Origin of the sequence: Leifsonia sp. 1010 (assembly GCF_031455295.1) — a bacterium.
Classification (GTDB): domain Bacteria; phylum Actinomycetota; class Actinomycetes; order Actinomycetales; family Microbacteriaceae; genus Leifsonia.
The window spans coordinates 86,902-110,670 of the sequence record NZ_JAVDSL010000005.1 but is presented as its reverse complement, the minus strand read 5'-3'; the positions used below and the strand labels follow the sequence as shown (position 1 = coordinate 110,670).

Sequence of the window (23,769 nt, the reverse complement as noted above, 5' to 3'; positions counted from 1 at the left end):
ACCCCCGTGGCCGGACTGGTGGTGACACGTCGCTCGTAAATCCCCGCATTCCACCCCATTCCAGGGGGTACTGATAGCCGGTGTCAAACGAATCGCCCGCATTTGCGGCATACTGTGATCTGGGTCAACTGTCCCACTTTCTCCCGCGCGACGGAGCGCGGGTGGAGCCCGAGGAGTCCGGATGACGCGCATCCCGGTCGCAGACCGTCGCACCGCCCTGGTCCAGGCCGCCCTGCGCGTGATCGCCCGCGACGGTGTCGCCGCGGCCACGACCCGCCGGATCGTCGCCGAGGCCCGCATGCCGCTCGCCAGCTTCCACTACGTCTTCGAATCGCGTGACGAACTCATGGCCGAGCTCATCGAGGCGGCCGTCGGCAGCGAGCAGACCGACTTCGCGCCCGCACTCACCGTTGAAGCCGGAGGGGCGGGGATGCGCGACGCGGTCCGCGCGGGCCTCCAGCACTACTTCGACGGCGTCCGCGCCGATCCGGGCCGCGAGAAGGCGATGTTCGAGCTGACTCACTGGGCTCTGCGCGAGCCGGGCTTCGAGCCGCTCGCGCGCCGGCAGTACGCGCGCTATCACGAGGTCGCGGCGCACGCTGCGGCAGAGACCGCGCGCCTGGCGGGATACGAGTGGACGCGCCCCCTCGACGAGATCGCCCGCATCCTGGTCTCCTTCACCGACGGCCTCACCGTCGGCTGGCTGGTCACCCGAGACGACGCGGCGGCCGCCGCCGTGATGGATGTGGCGGCCGACGCCCTCGCCGCCCTCGCCGTCCCGACCTCCGAACCGCACCACCGCACCACGCACCACACCCCCGCCCCCTCGACGAACGCAGGTGCACGATGACGAACACGACGACGCCGGCGGTCTTCGCCGAGCCGGTGCGCAAGGTCCCAGGACGGTGGATCGCCGCCTTCGCCGTCGCCTGGCTGGGCGTGTGGATGGCGCAGCTCGCGCCCATCCAGAAGCTCCTGCCCGACCAGGTGCAGGCGCAGCTGCATACCGACTCGTGGGTGGACAACGTGATCGCCTTCGGGGTCATCTCGGGCATCTCCGGCGTGTGCGCCATCGTCGCCTACCCGCTGACCGGCGCCCTCTCCGACCGCACCACCAGCCGCTTCGGCCGCCGCCGCCCGTGGATCGCCGCCGGAGCCGTCGTCTTCGCCGTCTCCCTGGTGCTGCTCGGGCTTCAGACCACCATGGTCGGGATGGGCGTGTTCTGGTCGCTCGCGCTGACCGGCTTCTGCATCCTCACCGCCGCGCTCACCGCCACGATCAGCGACCAGGTACCCGTCGATCAGCGCGGCTACGTCAGCGGGTGGATCAGCGCACCCCAGGCGATCGGCATCATCCTCGGCGTCGCCCTGGTCACCTACGTCTTCGTCGGCGCGTTCGTCGGCTACACGGCGATGGCGGTGCTGCTGGTGGTGCTCGTGCTGCCGTTCCTGTTCCTGCCGGACGCGGTGCTGCCGGTGGAACTGCGCGAGCGGATGTCGTTCCGCGGCGTCATCGAGGGCCTGTGGATCAGCCCGCGTGAGCATCCCGACTTCGGCTGGACGCTGCTCAGCCGCGTGCTGGTCAACTTCGGCAACGCGTTCGGCACGTCGCTGCTGCTCTACTTCCTCGAGTTCGGCCTGCGCGATCCGAACGCCGACGACGACCTGCTCATCCTCATCCTGGTCTACATGGTGTTCGTGATCGTGGCGTCGCTCGTGCTCGGCCGGCTGTCCGACCGTCTCGGCCGCCGCAAGGCGTTCGTGTTCGCGTCCTCCGCCGTGCAGGGCGTCGCGGCGCTGCTGCTCGCGTTCGTCCCGCAGCTGTCGGTCGCGATCGTCGCCGCCGCGCTCCTCGGCATCGGGTACGGCTGCTTCCTGTCGGTGGATCAGGCGCTCGCCACCCAGGTGCTGCCCGACCCGGAGAGCCGCGGGAAGGACCTCGGCATCATGAACATCGCCCTGGCCGTTCCGCAGGCGGTCGCGCCCTTGTTCGGCGCGATGATCGTGGCGGCGCTGGGCGGCTTCGCCGGTCTGTTCGTCCTGTCGGCCGTGTTCGCGTTCGCGGGAGCGCTCGCGGTCGCCCGAGTGAAAGCGGTGCGCTGATGAGCGACCTCGACCTGTCCACTCCACCGGCTCCGTCCGAGCGGACGTGGACGACGCCCGACGTCTTCTGGCCGTCGCTCTCCGCGGCGACCGCGCGGCTCGATCCTCCGCTCGCGGTTCTCCATCTGCCCGCCCTGCGGCACAACGCCCACGACCTGCTGCGCCGGGCGGCCGGGCCGTCGGACCGGCCGGCGAAGGCCATCCGGGTCGCCTCCAAGTCGGTGCGGGTGCGCTCGGTGATGGATGCGGTGCTCGCCCTCCCGGGGTACGCGGGCGTGCTCGCCTACACGCTCCCGGAGGCGCTGTGGCTCGCGGAGGGCGACGTGGAGCACCCGCCGATCGAGGATGTCGTCGTCGGCTACCCGACCGCCGATCGCGCCGCGATCGCCCGCCTCGCCGCTTCACCCGAGCTCGCTGCCCGCGTCACGCTCATGGTCGACTCGATCGCCCACCTCGACTTCATCGACGCGGTGGTTCCGCCGGCGCAGCGCCAGACCATCCGGCTGTGCCTCGAACTCGACTCCTCCTGGTTCGCGCCGGTGCTCGGCCATGTCGGGGTGTTCCGGTCGCCGCTGCACTCGGCGGCGTCGGTGCGCACCGTGGCCGAGGAGATCGTGCGGCGCCCGGGCTTCGCGCTCGTCGGGATGATGGGATACGAGGCGCAGATCGCCGGCCAGGGCGACAACCCGCCCGGCAAGCCGGCATGGGGTGCGACCCTGCGGTGGATGCAGAAGAACTCTCGCGACGAGCTCCTCGGCCGGCGCGCGGAGGCGGTCGCCGCGGTGCGTCGCATCGCCGATCTGGAGTTCGTGAACGGCGGAGGGACCGGCTCCATCGAGTTCACCGCCTCCGACGAGTCGGTCACCGAGATCGCCGCGGGAAGCGGACTGTTCGGCGGTCACCTGTTCGACACCTACCGGTCGTTCCATCCGGCGCCGGCCGCATCCTTCGCCCTCTCGGTCGTGCGCCGGCCGAACCCGGAGACGGCGACCCTGCTCGGCGGGGGCTGGATCGCCTCGGGGCCGCCCGGGCCCGACCGGATGCCGAAGGTCGAGTGGCCGACCGGCCTCAGCATGGTCGCTCGCGAGATGGCCGGCGAGGTGCAGACGCCGCTCACCGGCGCCGCGGCCGGCGTGCTGCGCATCGGCGACCGGGTCTGGCTGCGGCACACGAAGTCCGGCGAGCTCAGCGAGCACGTCGACGCCTTCCAGCTGGTGGACACCGTAGACGGGCGGGCGCGCGTGGTCGGCGAAGCCGGGACCTACCGCGGCGACGGGAAGGTATTCCTGTGACGGCGGTCGGCGGCCTGTGGCGCAACTGGGGCCGGACCGAGGCGGTGCGCCCGCAGCGCGTGGAGCGCCCGGCCACGGCCGAGGCCGTGCAGCGCGCGGTGCAGGCGGCGAACCGGACTGGGATGCGCGTCAAAGCGGTCGGCGCCGGGCACAGCTTCACGGGCATCGCGGTGGCACCGGGCGTGCAGCTCGACCTCGAAGACCTGAACGGCATCCGCGACGTCGACCTCGAACGCGGGCGTGTGACGCTGGCGGCCGGCACACACCTCCACCAGCTGCCGCGGCTGCTGCGGCCGCACGGGCTCGGGCTCGAGAACATGGGGGATATCGACCGGCAGACCATCGCCGGGGCGACCTCCACCGGCACGCACGGCACGGGCGGATCGTTCGGCGGGCTGGCGACGCAGATCGTCGGGCTCACCCTGGTCACCGGCACAGGAGAGCTGCTGCACATCGACGAGACGGAGAACGCCGACCTGCTTCCCGCCGCGCGCCTCGGGCTCGGGGCGCTCGGCGTCATCGTCGACATCACCCTGCAGTGCGTTCCCGCGTACCTGCTGCAGGCGGTCGAGCGACCCGAACCGCTGCAGGCGACCATGGAGTCGTACCTGGAGCGGTCGGCGGGGGAGGACCACTTCGAGTTCTACTGGTTCCCGCACACCGAGACGGCCCTCACCAAGACCAACACGCGCCTGCCTCTGACGGCCGAACGGAAACCGCTCCCGCGGGTCGGCCGGTGGGTGGACGACGAACTGCTCGCCAACGGCCTCTATCGGGGAGTGTGCGCGCTCGGCACGGCGGCGCCCGCCGTCATCCCGCCGTTCAGCCGGCTCGCGCAGCGCCTCACGGGAAACCGCGACTTCACCGACCACGCGCCGCGGGTGTACGTCACCAACCGCACGGTGCGGTTCCGGGAGATGGAGTACGCCCTGCCGCGGGAGGCCGTGCCCGAGGCGCTCGCCGAGGTGAAGGCGCTCATCGAGCGGAAGGGATGGCGGATCTCGTTCCCGATCGAGGTGCGGAGCGCCGCGGCCGACGACAACTGGCTCTCGACGGCGTACGGGCGCGAGACGGGCTACATCGCCGTGCACCGGTACTACCGGGAGGACCAGCGCGAGTACTTCGCCGCGGTCGAAGAGATCATGGTTACCCACGACGGGCGCCCGCACTGGGGCAAGCTGCACAGCCGGGATGCGGACGCGCTGCACGCCACGTACCCGCGCTTCGACGACTTCCTGGCCGTCCGCGACCGCCTCGACCCCGAGCGCCGCTTCGAGAACGCCTACCTCCGCCGCGTCCTCGGTCCGTAGCCCGCCGAGGTGCACGTCGTGGTCGTTAAACCGCCGGAATAGCAGCCACAAGGTGCACTTCGGCGGCTAGAAGCTGCCGCCCATTTGCTCGAGGCGCTCTACGCGCTGGGGGATCGGGGGGTGGGTGGAGAACAGACGCGCCATGAGGCCCGGCTTCAGCGGGTCGTTGATCCACAGGTGGGCCATGGACGAGTTCTGCTTCTGCATGGGACGGCCGTAGGCCTCCAGCTTCAGCAGCGCGCTGGCCAGGGCGTCCGGGTGGCGGGTCGTCATCGCGCCGGTGGCGTCGGCGAGGTATTCGCGCTGCCGCGACACGGCCAGCTGCACGAGGGTCGCCACCAGGGGAGCGACGATCGCGGCGATCAGCCCGAACACCAGCACGACCGGGTTTCCGCCCCCGTTGTTGTTGTTGCGGTTGCCGCCGAAGAACGCCATGCGGAGGAAGATGTCGGCGATGAAGCCGATGGCCACGGTCAGGCCGAAGACGATCATCCCGAGCCGGATGTCGTAGTTGCGCACATGCCCGAGCTCATGCGCCATGACGCCCTCGAGCTCGGCGTCGGTCATGATGTCGAGCAGCCCGGTCGTCGCGGCGACGGAGGCGTGCTCCGGGTCGCGGCCGGTCGCGAACGCGTTGGGCGCCGGATCGTTGACGATGTAGACGGCCGGCATCGGCGTGCCCGTCGCGATGGACAGGTTCTCGACGACGTTCCACAGTCGTGGGTTGTCCGCCTTCTGGATCGGGATTGCGCCCGACATGCTCAGCGCCTGACTGCTGGCCAGGTAGTACTGGAAGAGCGCGTAGAGCACCGCTCCGACGAGCACTACGACGAGGATCGTGTAGCTCTGGTAGATGTACGCCGCCAGCCATCCGAGCGCACCGATGAGTACCAGGAACAGCAGGATGATGAAGACGGTGTTGCGCTTGTTCCTGGCGATCGCCCTGTACATCTACGCCCTAGAACTGGACGCGCGGGGGCTCGGCGATCGCGGCGAGGTTGTCGACCTCGAAGAACTCGCGCTCGGTGAAGCCCAGGCGTCGGGCGAACAGGTTGTTGGGGAACACCTTGATCTTGGTGTTGAACTCGCGCACCCCGCCGTTGTAGAACCGGCGCGACGCCTGGATCTTGTCCTCGGTGTCGACCAGGTCGGCCTGCAGGCGCAGGAAGTTCTGGCTCGCCTGCAGCTGCGGGTAGGCCTCAGCCACGGCGAAGATGCTCTTCAGCGCGGTCTGCATGTGGTTCTCGGCGACGGACGCCTCACCCGGCGTCTGCGCGGACAGCGTCTCGGCGCGCGCCTGCGTCACCGATTCGAACACGCCTCGCTCGTGCGCGGCGTATCCCTTGACCGTCTCGATGAGGTTCGGGATGAGGTCGGCACGGCGCTTCAGCTGGACCGTGATGTCGCTCCACGCCTCGTCCACCCGGACCTTGAGGGTGACCAGCGAGTTGTAGGTGGCCCACAGGTAGATCCCGATGATCGCGACGATCACGACGACGATGATGACCGGAATGAGCCATTCCATGTTCGCAGAACTCCTTGTGTGCCAGGCGCCGGGTCGAGCAGATGCGCAGACCTCATCCTAGCTTCGGCGGAGCCGGCTCTCACCGCGTTCTCATCACACTCGAAGCAAGCGCATCGGCTGTGGACAGCACCCTCGATCTGCGCCGCGGCGTGCAGAATGGGGCCGTGAGCGAAGCAGTCGCGCGGCGACGTCCCGGACGGCCGCGGAAGGAACGCGGGGCCGGGTCCGCGCGGGCGTCGATCATGCGTGCGGCGGCCGAGGAGTTCGCCGAGCGCGGGTACGAGGCGGCGTCGCTGCGGGCGGTCGCCCGGCGTGCGGGCGTCGACCCGGCGCTCGTCCACCACTACTTCGACGACAAGGCCGACCTGTTCACCGCCACGCTCGAGGCGCCGCTCCGGCCGGACCGCGCGGTGGATCTGATCCTCGCCGGCACGCAGCACGACATCGGCGAGCGACTGGTCGCCTACCTGCTGGAGCGCCTGGATGACGAGAAGTCCGGCCGCCGCATGGTCGTCATCCTGCGCACCGCGCTCAGCTCCGGCCCGGGCACGCGCATGGTGCGCGAGTTCCTGCTACGGGAGGTCCTCTCCAAACTCGCGGGGCTGGTCGGGGGAGAGGATGCGGAACTGCGCGCCGAACTCGCCGCCAGCCAGCTGGTCGGCCTGATCATGACGCGGTACGCCCTCCGGGTCGAGCCCATCGCCGGCACGCCCCGGGAGGAACTCGCGCGTCGTGTCGGCGCCGTCGTGCAGTGGCACCTGTTCGAAGCGCCGGGCGCGCCTCTTGACGCGGAGCCTCCCGCAGGCGAATAATTCATCACATGATGAATTCGCGGAGGACGTCCGCGGAAGCGGGCGACGACGCCCTCGCCGATGCGATCGCCATCGAGGGGCTCCGGGTGCGGCGCGGCCGCACCGACGTCCTCCACGGGCTCGACCTCCGCATCCCGCGCGGCCAGGTCGTCGGCCTGCTGGGGCCGAGCGGCTGCGGCAAGACGACGCTGATGCGCGCGGTCGTCGGCGTGCAGCGGGTGAAGTCGGGCACCGTGACGGTGCTCGGCCAGCCCGCCGGAACAGCGGCCCTCCGCCACCGGGTCGGGTACGTCACCCAGGCGGCCAGCGTCTACGACGACCTCACCATCCGCCAGAACCTCGAGTACTTCCGCCGGGTGCTGGGAGCCGGGCGCGCCGACGTCGACCGCGCGATCACCGCGACCGATCTCGACGAGCACTCCGGTCGCCTGGTCTCGACCCTGTCGGGAGGTCAGCGCAGCCGGGTCTCCCTCGCCGCGGCCCTGCTAGGCTCGCCCGACCTCCTCGTGCTCGACGAGCCGACGGTCGGGCTCGACCCGCTGCTCCGCGTCGAGCTGTGGGGGCTGTTCTACCGTCTCGCCGAGGCCGGCACCAGCCTCCTGGTGTCGAGCCATGTCATGGATGAGGCCAGCCGCTGCGACCGCCTCATCCTGATGCGCGAGGGCGCCGTGCTCGCCGATGCGACCCCCGCGGAGCTACTCGCCGAGACCGGAGCCGACGACGCCGAAGGCGCCTTCCTCGCGCTGCTGCGCCGCCACCACGCCCGGCACGCCCTGCCGGACGCCGAGCCGGATGCCGAACCGGAGAGCGGAACGGAGGTGGGAACGCCATGAACCCGACCCGCACGCTCGCGACCACCGGCCGCGTGCTCACCCAGATCCGTCATGACCCGCGCACCGTCGTGCTCCTGCTGGTGGTGCCCGCGCTCCTCGTGGGGCTCGTCGCCTGGATCTTCACCGACACCCCGGTGTTCCAGACCATCGGCCCGGCCATCCTCGCCCTGTTCCCCTTCATCGTGATGTTCCTGGTGACGTCGATCACCACTCTGCGGGAGCGGAGGACCGGCACCCTGGAGCGCCTGCTGTCGATGCCTCTCGGCCGCAGCGACTTCATCCTCGGCTACACGCTCGCGTTCGGGCTGCTCGCGGTGGTGCAGGCGCTCATCGCGTCGGCGTACGCGCTGTGGGTGTGCGGGCTCGACGTGAAGGGCGACCCCTGGTTGCTGGTGGCCGTCGCGGTGACGGATGCCGTGCTCGGCAGCACCCTCGGACTGTTCGCGAGCGCGTTCGCCCGCACCGAGTTCCAGGTCGTGCAGTTCATGCCGCTGCTGGTGTTCCCGCAGATCCTGCTCGGCGGGATCTTCCTCCCGCGCGACCAACTCCCCGCCGGCCTGAAGGAGATCAGCGACTGGCTGCCGCTGTCGCACGCGGTGGATGCGCTGAACGCCGTCGCGACGAACTCGCACGACGCCGCCTACGTGGGCGGTCAGCTCCTCATCATCGGAGCGTTCGCGGTCGCCGCTGTCGTCTTCGGGGCGCTGACCCTGCAGCGCCGGACCGCGTGACGGCTGGCGGCCCGTTCCGCTTCCGTAGGTGAAACCGCCGCAGATCTCCGACGCACCGCGGTGCGGATGGAGATCCGGGGCGGATGCGGCGGGATCTCCGACGGGAGGTGGCGGAGCTCCGACGCAGGCGGCCCGGCGAGACCGCTACGCGCTCGCCTCTTCGTCGGAGACCGGCAGCTCGGCGGTGCCCGTGTAGCGGTAGCGGACGCGCGAGCCCGTGCGCGGTTCGTCGATCGGCCGCCACTCGGTGCCCACATTGTCGTCGCCCACGATCGAGACGTCGCGGATGACGTCCTTCGGCTGCCCGTCGACCAGCGACTGGATGACCTCGGCGTAGACCTCGGAGTCCGGATTGAGCAGCACGGCGACGTAGTGATCCGACTGCCGCACCTCGCGGGCCGGAACCCACAGCCGCTCGTCGAACTGCACCAGCGCACCGCCGTCGGCGGCCGCGTGCGGCCTGACCCCGGTGACGATCCCGTCGAGCCAGGTGTCGCCGTCGTGGTACGCGTACAGCTCGCGCATCGGCGTCTCGTAGTCGGCCTCGTCGGCCCCGTCCTGATCCAGATAGTCCAGTGGTGACGTCGTCATGCCCCGAACCCTACCCCCGCCCGCAGCGCGCCCGCGAGGAGCGGCGCGAGGTCGCCGCGCGCACCGTCGGCCACCTCGACGCGCTCCAGTCCCTGCCACGCGGCCGTCGAATCCAGCAGCGGGAGGAGCCGGTCGATCGTCGCCGGGGGAGCGCCCGGCTCCGTCCACGCCGACTGCACGCGCAGGACGCCCGCCTGCCGGTCGCTCTTCAGGTCGATGCGCCCGACCAGGGCGTCGTCGAGCAGGATCGGCAGCGAGTAGTACCCGTACACGCGCTTCGGCGCCGGCGTGTAGATCTCGATGCGGTAGTGGAAGCCGAACATCCGCAGCGCCCGGTCGCGGTACCAGACCACCGGGTCGAACGGCGACAGCAGTGCCGCGGCCTCGATCTGCCGCGGCTTGCGGGCGTCGCGGTGCATCCACGCGCGCAGCGGCCGGCCGGCGCTCTCCCAGCCGGGCACCTGGACGGGGACGAGCTCGCCCGCATCCTCCAGCTCCTGCAGGGCGACGGCGACGCGCGGGCCCTTGATGCGGTAGTAGTCGGCGAAGTCGCGCGCGGTGCCGATGCCGTGCGCGACGGCGGCCCGGCGCAGGAGCTCCCGGATCGCGTCCTCATCGCTCACGGTCTGCTCCAGCACGCTCGCCGGCAGCACGTCGGCGGCCAGCCCGTAGCGGCGCTGGAACCGGGTGCGCCCGGCGATCGCCACCTCGCCGAACAGGAACATCCGCTCCAGTGCGCGCTTGACCTCCGACCAGCCCCACCACGGTCCGGTGCGGTGATTGGCATCGTGCTCGATGTCGCCGGCGACCAGCGGGCCGCGCTCGGCGAGCTCGCCGCGCAGCCACTCGACCGTGCTCTCGTTGACGTCGAACCAGCTCCCCGGGCCGCCGTACCGGGCGCGGTAGTCGCGCATGCGCCAGGCGAACAGCGGCCAGTCCTCCGTGCGCATGAAGGCGGCCTCGTGCGGCCAGTACTCGGTGTACGGGCCGCGCGCGTCGAAGGTGAGCCGGTCGAGGAGGCCGCGGTCGTAGGCGCCCAGGCGTGCGAACGCGGGGAGGTAGTGGCTGCGCTCGAAGACGTTGACCGAGTCGATCTGCAGCAGCCGCAGGCGGTCCATCAGCCCGTTGAGCTGCCGGGTGCCGACCGCGTCGGGATGCGGCCGGCCGAAGCCCTGCGCGGCCAGCGCGATGCGACGTGCGAGTGCGGGGGAGACCTGTTCGACCACGCGACGACCCTATCGACAACCCCGGACACCGGACGTTCACCGCCGCGTCACCGGCACGCGACCGCCCGGACGCCTGGCCTTCCTACCGTGACCACGTCCGGGCGCTCCGCCCGGTCGACACCTTGCACTGGAGGAAACCCGTGATCAACAAGCGCGCACGTGTCGCCGGCTTCGCCGCCGCGGCCGCCGTCGTCGCACTCTCGCTCTCCGCCTGCTCCGGTGGCGCGAGCGCCAGCACCGCAGACACCGCGAAGATCAACTCCGCCACCGACGTCGCGTCGGCCGGCGGGATGGACGCGCTGGTCGCGGCCGCGAAGAAGGAGGGCAGCCTCAACATCATCGCGACGCCGGGCGACTGGGCGAACTACCAGGAGATCTTCGACGGCTTCACCAAGAAGTACGGCATCACGATCAACCCGAGCCAGGACAGCGCCTCCAGCCAGGAGGAGATCGACGCCGCCAAGAAGCTCAAGGGCCAGGACACCGCCCCGGACACCTTCGACGTCGGCTCCTCGGTCGCGCTCGCGAACACCGAGTACTTCGCGCCGTACAAGCCGACCGGCTGGGACGACATCCCCGACAACCAGAAGGAGAAGGACGGCCTCTGGAAGGTCGGCTACTACGGCGTCATGGCGGTCGGCTACGACGCCAACAAGATCAAGACCGCTCCGAAGTCGTTCGGCGACCTCCTGAAGCCGGAGTTCAAGGGCGCGGTCGCGCTCAACGGCAACCCGACCCAGGCGGCGGCAGCGGCCGGCGCCGTCGCATACGCCACCCTGCAGAACGGCGGGACGCTCGACGACCTGACTCCCGGCATCGACTGGTTCACCAAGCTGAAGAAGGCCGGCAACTGGAACGCCGCCGACGGCAAGCCGAACACCATCGCCTCGGGTGAGACCCCGGTGCTGCTCGACTGGTCGTTCAACCAGAAGGGCTACGCCACCTCCGACACCATCAAGGGCGGCGGCGTGAACTGGAAATACGTCGTGCTCCCGGGCACCGCGTACGTCGGCTACTACAACCAGGCCATCAACAAGGACGCCCCGCACCCCGCGGCCGCGCGCCTCTGGGAGGAGTACCTCTACAGCGACGCCGCCCAGAACGCATGGCTGAAGGGCGGCGCCTACCCGGCGCGCGTCGACGCGATGGAGAAGGCCGGGACGCTCGACAAGGACGAGTTCCCGGGCAAGCTGGATGAGGTGGCCGTCATGAGCGACAAGCAGGCCACCGACGCCGGCACCCTGCTGAACGCCAAGTGGGCGAACGCGGTCGGCTGATGACCGAGACCGTCACAGGCGCCGCGGCGCCTGCGGTCGGACGCACCGCCGCCGGAGTCTCCGAGACGGAGACCCGGCGGCGGCCGTCGTCGGCCCGGCCCGCTGTCGAGCGGCCGGCACGCCGCCGCCGGACGGGCGCGGCCGCCGTGCTGGGGCTGACCCCGTTCGCGTTCTACGTCATCGTGTTCCTCGCCATCCCGACCGTCGTCGCGGTGGGCAGCGGGTTCCTCGACGACGCCGGCCGCTTCACCTGGGCGAACCTCACCGGTCTCGCCGAGCCGGCCATCGCCGGTTCCTTCTTCGGCGCGTTCTGGCTCTCGGCCGTGACCGCCGTCGTCGGTGCGATCGCCGGAGCCGCGCTCTGCTTCGCCTTGCTCCGCTCGCGGTCCGGCGGCGTGACCCGCTCCCTGGTGGATTCGGCCAGCAGCGTCCTCGCCCAGTTCGGCGGCGTCATGCTCGCCTTCGCCTTCATCGCCACGATCGGCGCGCAGGGCCTGGTGACGGTGCTGCTGCGGAACGTCGCGCACATCAACATCTACGAGAACGGGGTCTGGCTTTACACGGTGCCCGGCCTCATCCTCCCGTATCTCTACTTCCAGATCCCGTTGATGGTCATCACCTTCATGCCTGCGCTGGAGGGACTCCGCCCGCAGTGGCTGGAGGCGACGGCGACGCTCGGCGGCAGCCGCTGGACGTACTGGACGCGCGTGGGCGGCCCCATCCTGCTCCCGTCGTTCCTCGGCAGCCTGCTGCTGCTGTTCGCCAACGCGTTCTCGTCGTACGCGACGGCCGCGGCCCTCGTCGGCCAGGCGAACAACATCGTCTCGCTGCAGATCCGGCAGGCGCTCATCAGCGAGACCGTGCTCGGCCGGGCGAACCTGGCCGGGGCGATGGCTCTCGGGATGCTGCTGGTGATGGTCGTCGTCATGCTCGGCTACTCGGCCCTGGTGCGACGGACGGCGCGGTGGCAGCGATGAGCCGCGCGATCGAGACGCGACCCCGCGCCGCCCGCCCGCGCCCGATCCGCCGTCGCGCGCCCGAGCTGCGGCTCGGACCCGGTCCCGTCGTCCGCGCCGTGATCTGGACGGTACTCGGGCTGTTCTTTCTCATCCCGCTGTTCTCGATGGTCGAGTTCACCCTGCGCACCGCAAAGCCCGGCGTGTACAACCTCGACCGTTGGGTGGCCGTGTTCTCGGGCGAGACGACCCGGTACGACCGCGTCTACCAGGGCCTCGGCAACTCGCTCGTGCTCGCCGTCGTCACGGTCGCGATCGTCCTCCTCGTGCTGCTGCCGACGATCGTGCTCGTCGAACTGCGGTTCCCGAAGCTGCGCAGGCTGCTGGAGGGGATCTGCCTGCTGCCGATCATGATCCCGGCGATCGTGATGGTCGTCGGGCTCGCTCCGACCTACGCGGTCGTGACCGAGGTCTTCGGCTCCGGCGCCTGGACACTCGCCTTCGCGTACGGCATCACCGTGCTGCCGTACGCCTACCGCGCGATCCAGAGCAACGTCGCCGCCGTCGACATGATCACGCTCAGCGAGGCCGCCCGGTCGCTCGGCGCCGGCTGGTGGACGGTGTTCTGGCGCGTCCTCGTGCCGAACCTGCGCCGCGGCATCCTCGCCGCCTCCGCGCTCTCCGTCGCCGTCGTGCTGGGCGAGTTCACCATCGCCTCGCTGCTCTCCCGCGTCAACCTGCAGACCTCCCTGCTGCTGGTGTCGCAGTCCGACCCCTTCGTCGCGGTCATCTTCGCGCTCCTCGCGCTGGTGTTCGCGTTCGTCCTCCTCGTCGTCGTCGACCGCCTCGTGAGCGTCCGGCGCCGCACCGCGAAAGGCTGACATGACCGCCCTCGAGACCCCGCTCCTCGCCTCCCGCACCGGCTCCACCGTCGAGCTGCGCGACCTCGTCCGCGACTTCGGCGGCGGCGTCGGCCTGTCGGGCTTCGACCTCGAGGCCGCGCCGGGGGAGCTGATCGCCCTCCTCGGCCCGAGCGGGTGCGGAAAGACCACCGCGCTCCGCTCGCTCGCCGGACTCGAGCGGGTGGACAGCGGCAGCATCCTCATCGACGGCCGCGACGTCACCGACGAGCCCACCAGCCGACGCGACCTGGGGATGGTGTTCCAGTCGTACTCGCTGTTCCCGCACCTCACCGCGGGCCAGAACGTCGAGTTCGGGCTGCGGATGCGCAAGGTCGCCCCCGCGGACCGCCGCCGCCGCGCCGCGGAGGCCCTCGAGCTGGTCGGGCTCGACCACCACGCGGGCCGGTACGCGCACCAGCTGTCCGGCGGCCAGCAGCAGCGCGTCGCCCTCGCCCGCGCACTCGTCACCGAGCCGCGCGTCCTGCTGCTCGACGAACCGCTGTCGGCGCTCGACGCGAAGGTCAGGGTCCAGCTCCGGGATGAGATCCGCCGCATCCAGACCGAGCTGGGCATCACCACGTTCTTCGTCACGCACGACCAGGAGGAGGCGCTCGCCGTCGCCGACCGGGTCGCCGTGATGCGCGCGGGTCGGATCGAGCAGATCGGCAGCCCGGAGGAGCTGTACCACCGCCCCGCGACCGCGTTCGTCGCGGAGTTCGTCGGCCTGACGAATCGGGTGGACGGCGTGGTCGCCGGCGGGCGGCTCACCGTCCTCGGGCACGAGGTGCCGCTCGCCTCCGACGCGGTCGACGGCCCGGTGACCGCCTACCTGCGGCCGGAGGATGTGGTGCTCGCCGGCGGCGGCATCCCCGCGGTCGTGCTCACGACGAGCTTCCTCGGCGCCCTGCGCCGCACGCGCGTCCGCCTGGAGGACGGCACCGAGCTCTCCCTGCAGCACGGCGCCCGCGAGCGGCCGGAACCGGGCGAGCGCGTTGCCGTGGGGCTCACGGGCTCTCCGGTCACCATCGCACCGCGCGACGCCGGAAATGGGGCAGTCCCGGCGCGCTGACCGCGGAGTAGAGTCCGCGCATGTCCAGCGAGACTCCGAATCGGGGTGGGCGTGCGGGGGAGGACGCAGAAGTCGCTGTGCAGATCGATCCCGCAACGTTCGAGAAGACCCAGTCCCTCACGGACATCGCGCACCGCATCTCGGTGCACGATGTCATCACTTTCCCCTGGTACCGCCCCATCGACACCATCAGCCCCACGCACACCGTGGGGAAGGGACGGACCAACCTGACGCTCATCGCGTCCGACATCATGCAGACGGACACGACCGGCACTCCGTACGCGTCGTTCACGTACCGCCCGACACCGTCCGGCGGGCCGGGCGTCTCGGTGCACTTCACGCCAGGCGACTACGGGGCGACGGCGGTCGGCGACTACGTCGTCACCTTCGTCATCGCGGCGAACGGCAGCGTGAACCTCACGGTCGGCGGGTTCGCCGGCGGCACGACGCCGACCGGCCTCGGTCCGCGGACGGTCAACGGGAACGTCGCCGTCGTGGTCGGGCTGAAACAGGTGCCGCCGACGCAGGTGACGTACGCCTCCATCCAGCAGACCGGCGGGGCCACGTGGCAGTGGTACCGGACGGCCATCGAGTATCCGCCGCTGATCCTGCAGCTCTGAGCTGGCGGGCCTCACCCGTGCCCGCAGCATCCCCTGATCCGTCCGGCTGTCAAGGGGCCGGGAGCCGCGGCGGCGTTTCGGCGAAGGAACGGAGCCGCGGCCTACACTGACGGTCATGTCCGACATCGACCGCCCCGTCCCGTCGCCCACGACTGCGCCCGGAGCCGGCCCCGAGGCCAACCGCGCACCGGCCCGCGCCTGGTTCCAGCGCCGCCGCCGAGAACTCGGTGAGCCGATCGAGTCCGCCGACGAGACGGTCCCGCGCGGGATGCGCATCGCCGGTGCGTGGTCGTGGCGGCTGCTGGTGATCGGCGCGGTCCTCGCCGTCGTCATCTTCCTGATCATCCAGCTGAAGCTCATCGTCATCCCCGTGCTCATCGCGGTGCTGCTGGCGGGGCTGCTGGTGCCGTTCAAGGACTTCCTGGTGCGGCATCGCTGGCCGAAGTGGCTGGCGATCGTGGTCGTGCTGATCACGCTGATCGTCGTCGTCGGCGGTCTGCTGTACCTGGCGATCTGGCAGGTGACGCGGCAGAGCGGGGAGCTGCAGAAGCAGTCCGTCGCCTCCTTCAACGACCTGCAGGCCTGGCTGACGAGCGGACCGCTCGGGCTCAGTCCCGACCAGATCAGCAACGCGTTCGCCTCGATCGGGAAGTCGATCCAGCAGGACGGCCAGGTGTTCCTCTCGGGCGCGCTATCGGTCGGCTCCACCCTCGGGCACGTCTTCGCCGGGGCGCTGCTCGTGCTGTTCAGCACCATCTTCATCCTCATCGACGGCCGGAGCATCTGGGGGTGGATCGTCCGCGTCTTCCCGAAGCGGTCGCGCGCTGCGATCGACGGGGCCGGCCAGGCCGGCTGGGTGACGCTGAAGAACTTCGCGAAGGTCCAGGTGCTGGTCGCGTCGATCGACGCGCTCGGTATCGGCCTCGGGGCGTTCTTCCTCGGGCTGCCGCTCGTCATCCCGATCTCGGTCCTCGTGTTCCTCGGCTCGTTCATCCCGGTCGTCGGCGCCGTCGTCACCGGAGCGCTCGCGATCTTCATCGCGCTCGTCTTCAAGGGCTGGGTGTTCGCGCTGATCATGCTCGGCGTCGTGCTGCTGGTGCAGCAGATCGAGGGACACATCCTGCAGCCGCTCATCATGGGCAGCGCCGTGAAGGTCCACCCGCTCGCCGTGGTGCTCGCCGTCGCGGCCGGATCGCTGCTGGCCGGCATCCCCGGCGCCCTGTTCGCCGTGCCCTTCGTCGCCGTGCTGAACGTGATGGTGCACTACATCGCGAGCGGCGTCTGGCGGAACGTGCCGCCGGAGAACTACACGCCGCCGGAGCGGGCGATCTGGGAGACGGTCCCTCGGCCGGTGCGCCGCCCGCCCGCGCGGTCGTAGCGCGAGCACGCATACAGTCGCCGGCATACGAGCGCCGCTAGGCTGAGCGCGTGGCAACCGCGACCGAACACACGCGCACCCCGTTCGCAGGCCCCAGCCTGGACGAGTTCGAGGCTGCGCGCGCCATCGTCGCCCACGTCGCCCAGCCGACGCCGATGGAGTCATCGCGGTTCCTGACCGAGATCCTCGGCGCCCCCGTGCTCCTCAAATGCGAGAACCTTCAGCGCACCGGCTCCTACAAGATCCGCGGCGCCTACAACCGGATGTCGAAGCTGAGCGCCGAGGAGCGCGCACGCGGCGTCGTCGCCGCCTCCGCGGGCAACCACGCGCAGGGCGTCGCCTTCGCGGCCCGGGAGCTCGGCATCCACGCGACGATCTTCATGCCGGTGGGCGTCGCCATCCCCAAGTTCCAGGCCACGCGCGCCTACGGTGCCGACGTGGTGCTCAGCGGCAGCATCGTCGACGAGACGCTGCAGGCCGCCGCCGATTTCGCCGCCGAGACGGGCGCCGTGCTCATCCCGCCGTTCGACCACCCCGACGTGGTCGCGGGGCAGGGGACGCTCGGGCTCGAGATCCTCGACGCCGTCCCCGACGTCTCGACCGTCGTCGTGCCGATCGGCGGAGGCGGACTCATCTCCGGCGTCGCCAGCGCGATCAAGCAGCGCGCGGCGGTCACCGGGCGGACCGTCCGCATCGTCGGCGTGCAGGCGGCGAACGCAGCCGCCTACCCGCCGTCACTCGCGGCGGGGGAGCCGACCGACATCTCCCTCACCGGCACGATCGCCGACGGCATCGCCGTGCGGCGCCCGGGCGCGCTCAACTTCGAGATCATCCGGGAGGCGGTGGATGAGATCGTCACGGTGTCGGAGGACGACATCGCCCGTGCCATGGTGGTGCTCCTGGAGCGCGCCAAGCTCGTGGTCGAGCCAGCAGGAGCGGCCGGCGTCGCCGCCATCCTCGCCGGGTCGGTCACCGCCGACGGCACGACCGTCGCCATCCTCTCCGGCGGCAACATCGACCCGCTGCTCATGCAGCGCGTGATCAGCCAGGGTCTCGCCGCCTCCGACCGCTACCTCAAGCTGACGATCATGCTCCCGGACCGCCCCGGCCAGTTGGCGCGCATCGCCGAGATCCTCGCGGGCGTCAACGCGAACGTGGTCGAGGTGCTGCACACCCGGCACGGGCGCGGGATGCAGATCACCCAGGTCGAGCTGAACGTGAGCGTCGAGACGCGCGGCACCGACCACCGCCGGCACGTCATCGACGCGCTCCGCGCCGCCGGCTACGACCCCGTCGTCGTCGACGACGAGTAGCCCCCACACACGCCGACAGCTCCTGAGTTTTTTGCCCGTTTCGCGGTGAAACGGCGGAAAAACTCAGGAGCTGTTCGCGTGGATGCGGGGGTGCGGCTTACTGGCCGGTGTAGGTCTCGACCTTGGTGACCTCGACGGCGATCTGACGGCCGTTCGGAGCCGTGTACTCCGTCTTGTCGCCGACCTTGAGGCCCAGGATGGCCGCGCCGAGCGGGCTCTGCTCGCTGTAGACGGGGAGGTCGGTGCCGGCCGCGATCTCGCGGTTTCCGATGAGGAACACGCTCTCGTCGCCCGCGATGGTCGCGGTGATGACGGTGCCCGGCTCGACCACGCCGTGGCTCTCCGGCGCCGCGCCGACGGTGGCGCTCCGCAGCAGGTTGGTCAGCTGGACGATGCGGGCCTCGATCTTGCCCTGCTCGTCCTTGGCCGCGTGGTAGCCGCCGTTCTCCTTGAGGTCGCCCTCCTCGCGGGCCGCCTCGATGCGCTTCGCGATCTCGTTACGGCCGTTGACGCTGAGCTCCTCGAGTTCGGCCGAGAGACGGTCGTACGCGTCCTGGGTCAGAAACGTGACCTGAGACTCCTGAGACATGATGAACTCCTTCGCGCCTGCGGCTATGAGCCGCCTCGGCTGATGGTCCGGTTCGGTACCGGTGCTAAAGTCGACGCCCCGGCCACGGCCGGGGCGTATCCGCACAATACTAGGACAGCCAGCAGGTGTTGATCAAACCCGTGTTGGGCTTCATGATCGTGCGGATCGACTCGGTGTGGGCGGTCAACCGGCTCGCGGAACCGGGGTATTCGACGATGCGCCAGCCGACGATCGCGAAGTCCTCGTTGAGGGCCTGGAGGGCGCACGTGACCGGGGTGCCGACGGGCGCGTTGATCGAGAACGAGATGTCGACGTGGCTGTCGTCGGGGATCGTGTAGGCGGTGTCGGTGGTCTCGAGGTTCGCCTGATCGTTGTCCCAGCCGGCCCAGAACGCCCAGACCGTGGCGATGGCGACCGCGGCGATCGCCCCGAAGATCAGCAGCCAGCGGTCGCGCCGCTTGCGCTGCGGCGTGCGGCCGTAGCGGGTGTCGAGCGTGGGGACGCGGTGGGTCGTCGTCATGCGTGCACCGCCATGCCGTCCAGCCCCGCCTTCCGCTCAGGAGCCCTCCGTCGGGCGACGGTAGGCTGAGTCCAGACTAGGAGAGAAAGCTGTGAATGCTGCCGCCCGCCGGCCGATGGAGGGGTTCCAGCTCATCGACTCGAAAGTGGAGACCGAGATGCCCGAGACCGACCTCTTCCCCGGGGTGCGTGCGTGATCGCCGACAGCCTGCTGCGCGCCTCCGTCTGGCTGGCCGCCACCCCGACGCCCACGCCGTCCGGCACCCCCGACGACGATTCGGTCACGCCCGGCGTGCTCGGGTTCGTCGTCACGTTCCTGCTGGCCGTGGTCGTCGTCCTTCTCGTGCTCGACATGGTGCGCCGCATCCGTCGCGTGCGCTATCGCGCCGAGATCGCCGAGAAGCTGGATGCGGAAGAGGCGGAGCGCCGCGGCGATGGGTTTGACGGGTCCGACCGCCCGTAGCGCCGCTCAGAACGCCTGCGCCACCCGCTCGGCGAGCAGGGCCACGCCGATCAGCGTCATGGCGATCGCGGAGACACGGGCCATGATCACGGTTCCGCGCGGACGCGCCGCCAGCAGCCGGCGGGCGAGCACCGCTACGGTCAGGTAGACGACCGCACACGTCGCGACGAACAGGCCGCCGAGCATCAGCATCTGCGCCGCCGGGGCCCAACCGCCGTGCGACGAGGTGAACTGCGGCACGAGCGCGACCAGCACGAGCAGCCCTTTCGGGTTGAAGCCGCTCACGCCGGCGCCCCGCAGGAACGACCCCACCGAGGACGCACCGCTTGTCTCCGTGCCGGTCTGCGCGGTCAACGGCGCCGCCGATCGCATTAGCCCGCTGATCCCGAGCCAGAGCAGGTACAGCGCGCCGCCTACGGTGAGCGCGTCGAGCAGCACCGGGTTGGCGGCGACGAGCGCGCCCAGCCCGACCGCGACCGCGACGACCACCACCAGGTACCCGAACAGGATGCCGCCGATCGAGGGCAGGAGCGTCCGGCCGCCGAGCCCGGCCGTCACCGCGTACGCCCAGTCGGCTCCCGGCGTGCAGACGAGGAGCGCGGCCACTCCCCAGAAGCCGAAGACCAGTGCCGGATCCATCGCCGTCCTCCCTCCGTCCGCGCTCTGCGGTCTACCGGAAAGCTATGGCGTGAGCGGCCGAAAGTGCTTGCGACTTTCGTGCGTTCCGCGTCCGTCCGTGGAAGAATCTGCTGCATGGATGCCATCGACCGGGAGATCCTCGCTGCGCTGCAGGAGGACGGTCGGCTCAGCCTCACCGACCTGGCCGCACGCGTCGGCCTGACGCTGTCACCGTGCCACCGCCGCGTGCGCGAACTGGAGCGCGCCGGCGTGATCGAGCAGTACCGCGCCGTGGTGTCGCCGGCCGCGGTCGGACTCGACTTCGAGGCGATCGTGTTCGTCACCATCGACCGCACCGACCCGGAGACCGTCGGGGCCTTCGAGGAGGGTGTGCTCGCCATCCCGAACATCGTGCAGGCCGAGCGCCTCTTCGGCGATCCGGACTACATGCTGCGGGTGCTGACCGCCGACCTCACCGGGTACCAGGAGCTGTTCGACGGGCCGCTCGGATCGCTCCCCGGCGTCCGCAAGCTGTCCTCGACGCTGGTCATGAAGCAGGTGACCGGACGGCGGGCGCTGCCCACCTGATCCCGCGCCGCCCGATCGCGGCGGGTCTCAGCCCGCGTTGTACGCGGGGTGCATCGCGATCAGCAGCGTCGCCGTCCAGTGGCAGAGGAACGCCAGCACGGTCAGCGTGTGGAAGATCTCGTGGAAGCCGAAGCGCCCGGGGAAGGGGTTCGGCCGCTTCATGCCGTAGATGACCGCGCCCGCGGTGTACATCAAGCCGCCCACGAGCACGAGCACCATCATCGCGACGTTGGCGTCGACGAGGTCGACGATGTACATCATCGCCGCCCAGCCGAGTGCCACGTAGATGGGCACGTACAGCCAGCGGGGCGCGCTGATCCAGAACACGCGGAAACCGATGCCGATGAGGGCGCCGGCCCACACCAGCGTGAGCAGGAGGATGCCCTTCTCCGGCGGCAGCGCGAGCACGGCGAGCGGCGTGTAGGTCCCAGCGATCAGCAGGAAGATGTTCGCGTGGTCGATGCGCTTGAGGATGATCTTGGTGCGCGGCCGCCAGTTGAAGCGGTGGTACAGGGCGGAGTTTCCGAACAGCAGCATCGAGGTCAGCATGAACACGGCGGACGCCCACTTGGCGGGCGCTCCGTGGGCGAGGCAGATCAGGACGATTCCGGCCGCGATCGCCACCGGGAACGTCGCGGCGTGGATCCAGCCGCGCCAGGTCGGCTTGACCTCGCCGGGGAAGGCGGGGGAGGCATCCAGCAGCGGGATGTTCGGCAGATCAGGGCCGCCGTCCCGCGCCTCGCGCTCGTCCGCCTGAACGGCCGCATCCGAGGTGCTCAGGTCGGCCGTCGGCTCCGCGAGGAGCTCGGCGACGTCTTCATCGGCTTCGCGGTCGTCGGTCGTACCGGGGTTGTGACTCTCTCGGGGCGACATAGACCAAGAGTAGGGGAGGACGGGTGGCCGGATGCTGTGAGCCGGGCACCGTCGGCCGCGCTAACGTAGCAGCGTGAGCAGACGCGGAAGGCCGGGGATGGGCCGGCTGGAGGGCAGCGGGCTGCTGTACGGGCTCTACCAGAAGCGTCTCCGCCGCGACCTCAATCGCGAGTCGCTGCCGCAGCACGTCGCCATGATCATCGACGGCAACCGGCGGTGGGCCCGGCAGGCCGGCTTGACCACCGTCGCGCACGGCCATCGCGCCGGCGCGGCGAAGATGCGCGAGTTCCTGGAGTGGTGCGACGAGCTCGGCATCCAGGTCGTCACGCTGTATCTGCTCTCGTCCGACAACCTCACCAACCGCGAGAGCGGCGAGCTCGGCGACCTGATCGACATCATCGCCCAACTGGCCGACGACCTCTCCCATTACCGCGATTGGCGGGTCAAGCACGTGGGGTCGGCGACGGGCCTCCCGCCCCGGCTGCTGCAGGCGCTGGCGGATGCGGAGAAGCGCACCGCAGCGAACACCGGCATGCACATCAACCTCGCCGTCGGCTACGGCGGCCGCAAGGAGATCACCGACGCCATGCGCAGTATCGTGGCCGCGCACCACGCCGACGGCGGGAGCCTGGAGACCCTTGCCGACCTCCTGACGCCCGACCTCATCGGCGAGCACCTCTACACCGGCGGCCAGCCCGATCCCGACCTCGTCATCCGCACGTCGGGGGAGCAGCGCCTCAGCGACTTCATGCTCTGGCAGAGCGCCCACAGCGAGTTCTACTTCGTGGAGGCGCTGGGACCGGATCTCCGCGAGGTCGACTTCCTGCGCGCTGTCCGCGACTATTCGCGCCGGCACCGCCGCTTCGGCGGCTGACCGGGGCTTCGGTTCGTTTCGTCACCGATTTCCGGCAGCCGGTCGGCTTCGGCCAGAATCGAAGGGTGACGACGGTCGAGGAGTACGCCCGCGGGTTCGGCGAAGAGCCCGGATATCTGGACTACGGACGGGTCGGACCGCTGTCCGCGACCGTGCGCGCGGAGGCGATCGGGCAGTACGAGATCCTCTCCAAGGCGCGCTACGGCACCATCGAGCGGATGCGCACCGAGGATGAGCGCGTGCGCGAGGCCGTCAGCGCCCTCACCGGGTTCCCGGCCGACCAGGTCAGCTTTCAGCCGAACGCGTCGAGCGGCCTGCTGCACGCGGCGTTCGGGCTGACCGGTGGCGACGTGCTGCTGTCGCTGTCCGAGTTCCCGTCCCTGACTTACGCCGCGGAGCGCGCCGCCCGGGCCCTTCGCGTGATCACGCCGACTTGGCTGGAGACCGACGGCGGCCGTGTGACGCCGTCGCGCATCCGCGAGCAGCTGACCGACAGCACCTCGGCGGTGATGGTGAGCCTCGTCGACTCGCGCACCGGCTACCTCGCCGACATCGACGGCATCCGGCAGGTCATCGGCGATCGCCTGCTCATCGTGGACGCGATCCAGGGCTTCGGCGTGGTCGATGCCCCGTGGGAGGTGGCCGACGTCGTCGTGTCGGGCGGTCAGAAGTGGATGCGCGCGGGCTGGGGCACGGGATTCCTCGCGCTCAGCGAGCGCGCGATCGACCACCTGACGCCCGTCTTCAGCGGCTGGACCGGCTCCGGGCCGCAGCAGCCGTGGGACGAGGTGCTCGAGCCGGTGCGCGGCGCCGGCGCCTTCTCGATCTCCAACCCGGACCTCGTGGCGGAGGCGCGCTTCGCCGCGGCGCTCGAAGAGGTGGATGCGGTCGGTGTGAGCGCGATCTCCTCCGCGATCTCCGACAACGTCGAGCGCGTCCTGCAGCTCGCCGACGAGTTCGCCGTGCCGGTGAGCTCCTCGCGGAGCCCCGCCGAGCGCGCCGGGATGATCGTGCTGGAGCCGCTGCCCGAGCAGCTGACCGTGCTCGGTGCCTCCCTCCACAACCACGGGGTCACGGCCTCGGTGCGTGCCACGAACGCGCGGATCAGCGTGCACGCGGGGACGACGGAGGAGACGCTCGACATGCTGCGGGCGGCGTTCACCTCGTACGCGTCGGCGGCCTGACGCGCGCTTCCGCAGTAGCCCCGCGCGCACGCCCGAAGTGGGGGCGATTGTTCACCGCGTCGTAACACGACACGCGGCTCCGGGGTCGAACCGATGTCGGTGGCCGGGCGTAGGTTCGACCCA

The 23,769-nt window shown here is 70.5% G+C and carries 26 protein-coding genes; 18 read left to right on the top strand and 8 right to left on the bottom strand.

Annotated features, from left to right (window positions below):
* Positions 1-181: 181 nt before the first annotated feature.
* The 4 genes from J2Y42_RS17880 to J2Y42_RS17865 are packed head-to-tail and all read left to right on the top strand — an operon-like array spanning position 182 to position 4,705.
* A complete protein-coding gene (locus J2Y42_RS17880) occupies positions 182-850 on the top strand; it encodes a TetR family transcriptional regulator C-terminal domain-containing protein (RefSeq protein ID WP_309861324.1) in 669 nt (222 codons plus the stop codon).
* A complete protein-coding gene (locus J2Y42_RS17875; RefSeq protein ID WP_309861321.1) occupies positions 847-2,103 on the top strand; it encodes an MFS transporter in 1,257 nt (418 codons plus the stop codon). Before J2Y42_RS17880 ends, J2Y42_RS17875 begins: the two co-directional genes overlap by 4 nt.
* Entirely contained in the window at positions 2,103-3,395 is a 1,293-nt protein-coding gene (locus J2Y42_RS17870; protein WP_309861318.1) for an amino acid deaminase/aldolase, read from the top strand. The genes J2Y42_RS17875 and J2Y42_RS17870 overlap by 1 nt, the downstream gene beginning before the upstream one ends.
* Complete coding sequence (locus J2Y42_RS17865; RefSeq protein ID WP_309861315.1) at positions 3,392-4,705, top strand: D-arabinono-1,4-lactone oxidase; 1,314 nt, start codon at positions 3,392-3,394, stop codon at positions 4,703-4,705. The genes J2Y42_RS17870 and J2Y42_RS17865 overlap by 4 nt, the downstream gene beginning before the upstream one ends.
* Positions 4,706-4,771: 66 nt before the next feature.
* Here J2Y42_RS17865 and J2Y42_RS17860 read toward each other — a convergent pair whose 3' ends face one another.
* Both J2Y42_RS17860 and J2Y42_RS17855 read right to left on the bottom strand, forming a co-directional pair.
* Positions 4,772-5,656 carry a M48 family metalloprotease gene (locus J2Y42_RS17860; RefSeq protein ID WP_020077218.1) on the bottom strand — a complete coding sequence of 295 codons (885 nt, stop codon included), beginning with the start codon at positions 5,654-5,656 and terminating at the stop codon, positions 4,772-4,774.
* Positions 5,657-5,663: 7 nt separating this feature from the next.
* Entirely contained in the window at positions 5,664-6,230 is a 567-nt protein-coding gene (locus J2Y42_RS17855; protein ID WP_018191575.1) for a LemA family protein, read from the bottom strand.
* 164 nt (positions 6,231-6,394) lie between these two features.
* Between J2Y42_RS17855 and J2Y42_RS17850 the strand changes: the two genes are divergently transcribed.
* Genes J2Y42_RS17850 through J2Y42_RS17840 form a run of 3 tightly spaced genes read left to right on the top strand, consistent with a single transcriptional unit; the run spans position 6,395 to position 8,606 of the window.
* Complete coding sequence (locus J2Y42_RS17850) at positions 6,395-7,042, top strand: TetR family transcriptional regulator (RefSeq protein ID WP_309861309.1); 648 nt, start codon at positions 6,395-6,397, stop codon at positions 7,040-7,042.
* A gap of 8 nt (positions 7,043-7,050) precedes the next feature.
* Positions 7,051-7,875, top strand: coding sequence for an ABC transporter ATP-binding protein (locus J2Y42_RS17845; protein ID WP_309861304.1), 825 nt, complete (start codon positions 7,051-7,053; stop codon positions 7,873-7,875).
* Entirely contained in the window at positions 7,872-8,606 is a 735-nt protein-coding gene (locus J2Y42_RS17840) for an ABC transporter permease (RefSeq protein ID WP_018191572.1), read from the top strand. The genes J2Y42_RS17845 and J2Y42_RS17840 overlap by 4 nt, the downstream gene beginning before the upstream one ends.
* Positions 8,607-8,750: 144 nt before the next feature.
* On the opposite strand, the gene J2Y42_RS17835 is transcribed toward J2Y42_RS17840, so the two are convergent.
* Together J2Y42_RS17835 and J2Y42_RS17830 are read right to left on the bottom strand one after the other, a co-directional pair.
* Positions 8,751-9,197: a hypothetical protein gene (locus tag J2Y42_RS17835; protein WP_309861296.1), complete on the bottom strand. Its 447-nt coding sequence runs from the start codon at positions 9,195-9,197 to the stop codon at positions 8,751-8,753.
* A complete protein-coding gene (locus tag J2Y42_RS17830) occupies positions 9,194-10,423 on the bottom strand; it encodes a DNA glycosylase AlkZ-like family protein (protein ID WP_309861293.1) in 1,230 nt (409 codons plus the stop codon). The genes J2Y42_RS17835 and J2Y42_RS17830 overlap by 4 nt, the downstream gene beginning before the upstream one ends.
* Before the next feature lie 140 nt (positions 10,424-10,563).
* On the opposite strand from J2Y42_RS17830, the gene J2Y42_RS17825 reads away from it, so the two are divergent.
* From J2Y42_RS17825 to ilvA, 7 genes are all read left to right on the top strand, one after another.
* Positions 10,564-11,700: an ABC transporter substrate-binding protein gene (locus J2Y42_RS17825; RefSeq protein WP_309861290.1), complete on the top strand. Its 1,137-nt coding sequence runs from the start codon at positions 10,564-10,566 to the stop codon at positions 11,698-11,700.
* Positions 11,679-12,677 carry an ABC transporter permease subunit gene (locus J2Y42_RS17820; protein WP_020077223.1) on the top strand — a complete coding sequence of 333 codons (999 nt, stop codon included), beginning with the start codon at positions 11,679-11,681 and terminating at the stop codon, positions 12,675-12,677. The genes J2Y42_RS17825 and J2Y42_RS17820 overlap by 22 nt, the downstream gene beginning before the upstream one ends.
* A complete protein-coding gene (locus J2Y42_RS17815; RefSeq protein ID WP_309861287.1) occupies positions 12,665-13,537 on the top strand; it encodes an ABC transporter permease subunit in 873 nt (290 codons plus the stop codon). Before J2Y42_RS17820 ends, J2Y42_RS17815 begins: the two co-directional genes overlap by 13 nt.
* 1 nt (position 13,538) lies before the next feature.
* The gene (locus tag J2Y42_RS17810) at positions 13,539-14,627 is read left to right on the top strand and encodes an ABC transporter ATP-binding protein (protein WP_309861284.1); all 1,089 of its coding nucleotides are present in this window, start codon (positions 13,539-13,541) and stop codon (positions 14,625-14,627) included.
* 20 nt (positions 14,628-14,647) lie between these two features.
* Positions 14,648-15,247: a hypothetical protein gene (locus tag J2Y42_RS17805; protein WP_309861281.1), complete on the top strand. Its 600-nt coding sequence runs from the start codon at positions 14,648-14,650 to the stop codon at positions 15,245-15,247.
* A gap of 115 nt (positions 15,248-15,362) precedes the next feature.
* Positions 15,363-16,625, top strand: coding sequence for an AI-2E family transporter (locus J2Y42_RS17800; protein WP_309861278.1), 1,263 nt, complete (start codon positions 15,363-15,365; stop codon positions 16,623-16,625).
* Positions 16,626-16,675: 50 nt separating this feature from the next.
* Positions 16,676-17,938, top strand: coding sequence for a threonine ammonia-lyase (ilvA, locus tag J2Y42_RS17795; protein WP_309861275.1), 1,263 nt, complete (start codon positions 16,676-16,678; stop codon positions 17,936-17,938).
* A 97-nt stretch (positions 17,939-18,035) separates the two neighbouring features.
* Here the strand turns inward: ilvA and greA are convergent, their stop codons facing one another.
* The gene (gene greA / locus J2Y42_RS17790) at positions 18,036-18,527 is read right to left on the bottom strand and encodes a transcription elongation factor GreA (RefSeq protein WP_018191562.1); all 492 of its coding nucleotides are present in this window, start codon (positions 18,525-18,527) and stop codon (positions 18,036-18,038) included.
* A 109-nt stretch (positions 18,528-18,636) separates the two neighbouring features.
* On the bottom strand, positions 18,637-19,047 hold the full coding sequence (locus J2Y42_RS17785; protein ID WP_309861270.1) for a DUF4307 domain-containing protein: 411 nt from the start codon (positions 19,045-19,047) through the stop codon (positions 18,637-18,639).
* A gap of 192 nt (positions 19,048-19,239) precedes the next feature.
* Between J2Y42_RS17785 and J2Y42_RS17780 the strand changes: the two genes are divergently transcribed.
* Positions 19,240-19,509 carry a hypothetical protein gene (locus J2Y42_RS17780; protein ID WP_309861267.1) on the top strand — a complete coding sequence of 90 codons (270 nt, stop codon included), beginning with the start codon at positions 19,240-19,242 and terminating at the stop codon, positions 19,507-19,509.
* 6 nt (positions 19,510-19,515) lie between these two features.
* Here the strand turns inward: J2Y42_RS17780 and J2Y42_RS17775 are convergent, their stop codons facing one another.
* Positions 19,516-20,148 (bottom strand): LysE family translocator, encoded by a 633-nt coding sequence (locus tag J2Y42_RS17775; protein WP_309861265.1) that lies wholly within the window; start codon positions 20,146-20,148, stop codon positions 19,516-19,518.
* 114 nt (positions 20,149-20,262) lie between these two features.
* Between J2Y42_RS17775 and J2Y42_RS17770 the strand changes: the two genes are divergently transcribed.
* Positions 20,263-20,715: an Lrp/AsnC family transcriptional regulator gene (locus J2Y42_RS17770; RefSeq protein WP_309861262.1), complete on the top strand. Its 453-nt coding sequence runs from the start codon at positions 20,263-20,265 to the stop codon at positions 20,713-20,715.
* A 27-nt stretch (positions 20,716-20,742) separates the two neighbouring features.
* Here J2Y42_RS17770 and J2Y42_RS17765 read toward each other — a convergent pair whose 3' ends face one another.
* Entirely contained in the window at positions 20,743-21,588 is an 846-nt protein-coding gene (locus J2Y42_RS17765; RefSeq protein ID WP_309861259.1) for a hemolysin III family protein, read from the bottom strand.
* A gap of 97 nt (positions 21,589-21,685) precedes the next feature.
* Between J2Y42_RS17765 and J2Y42_RS17760 the strand changes: the two genes are divergently transcribed.
* Positions 21,686-22,462, top strand: coding sequence for an isoprenyl transferase (locus J2Y42_RS17760; RefSeq protein ID WP_309861457.1), 777 nt, complete (start codon positions 21,686-21,688; stop codon positions 22,460-22,462).
* Positions 22,463-22,527: 65 nt separating this feature from the next.
* Positions 22,528-23,646 carry an aminotransferase class V-fold PLP-dependent enzyme gene (locus J2Y42_RS17755; RefSeq protein ID WP_309861255.1) on the top strand — a complete coding sequence of 373 codons (1,119 nt, stop codon included), beginning with the start codon at positions 22,528-22,530 and terminating at the stop codon, positions 23,644-23,646.
* Positions 23,647-23,769: the final 123 nt, after the last annotated feature.

What these genes read in the sequence shown, in the direction of transcription:
- J2Y42_RS17835 (WP_309861296.1), bottom strand. Translation starts at nt 9,197, where the DNA reads ATGACGACGTCACCACTGGACTATCTGGATCAGGACGGGGCCGACGAG.
- J2Y42_RS17875 (WP_309861321.1), top strand. Translation starts at nt 847, where the DNA reads ATGACGAACACGACGACGCCGGCGGTCTTCGCCGAGCCGGTGCGCAAG.
- J2Y42_RS17805 (WP_309861281.1), top strand. Translation starts at nt 14,648, where the DNA reads ATGTCCAGCGAGACTCCGAATCGGGGTGGGCGTGCGGGGGAGGACGCA.
- J2Y42_RS17810 (WP_309861284.1), top strand. Translation starts at nt 13,539, where the DNA reads ATGACCGCCCTCGAGACCCCGCTCCTCGCCTCCCGCACCGGCTCCACC.
- J2Y42_RS17785 (WP_309861270.1), bottom strand. Translation starts at nt 19,047, where the DNA reads ATGACGACGACCCACCGCGTCCCCACGCTCGACACCCGCTACGGCCGC.
- greA (WP_018191562.1), bottom strand. Translation starts at nt 18,527, where the DNA reads ATGTCTCAGGAGTCTCAGGTCACGTTTCTGACCCAGGACGCGTACGAC.
- J2Y42_RS17870 (WP_309861318.1), top strand. Translation starts at nt 2,103, where the DNA reads ATGAGCGACCTCGACCTGTCCACTCCACCGGCTCCGTCCGAGCGGACG.
- J2Y42_RS17760 (WP_309861457.1), top strand. Translation starts at nt 21,686, where the DNA reads ATGGGCCGGCTGGAGGGCAGCGGGCTGCTGTACGGGCTCTACCAGAAG.
- J2Y42_RS17880 (WP_309861324.1), top strand. Translation starts at nt 182, where the DNA reads ATGACGCGCATCCCGGTCGCAGACCGTCGCACCGCCCTGGTCCAGGCC.
- J2Y42_RS17855 (WP_018191575.1), bottom strand. Translation starts at nt 6,230, where the DNA reads ATGGAATGGCTCATTCCGGTCATCATCGTCGTCGTGATCGTCGCGATC.
- J2Y42_RS17840 (WP_018191572.1), top strand. Translation starts at nt 7,872, where the DNA reads ATGAACCCGACCCGCACGCTCGCGACCACCGGCCGCGTGCTCACCCAG.
- J2Y42_RS17770 (WP_309861262.1), top strand. Translation starts at nt 20,263, where the DNA reads ATGGATGCCATCGACCGGGAGATCCTCGCTGCGCTGCAGGAGGACGGT.
- J2Y42_RS17845 (WP_309861304.1), top strand. Translation starts at nt 7,051, where the DNA reads ATGATGAATTCGCGGAGGACGTCCGCGGAAGCGGGCGACGACGCCCTC.
- J2Y42_RS17860 (WP_020077218.1), bottom strand. Translation starts at nt 5,656, where the DNA reads ATGTACAGGGCGATCGCCAGGAACAAGCGCAACACCGTCTTCATCATC.
- J2Y42_RS17800 (WP_309861278.1), top strand. Translation starts at nt 15,363, where the DNA reads ATGTCCGACATCGACCGCCCCGTCCCGTCGCCCACGACTGCGCCCGGA.
- J2Y42_RS17775 (WP_309861265.1), bottom strand. Translation starts at nt 20,148, where the DNA reads ATGGATCCGGCACTGGTCTTCGGCTTCTGGGGAGTGGCCGCGCTCCTC.
- J2Y42_RS17765 (WP_309861259.1), bottom strand. Translation starts at nt 21,588, where the DNA reads ATGTCGCCCCGAGAGAGTCACAACCCCGGTACGACCGACGACCGCGAA.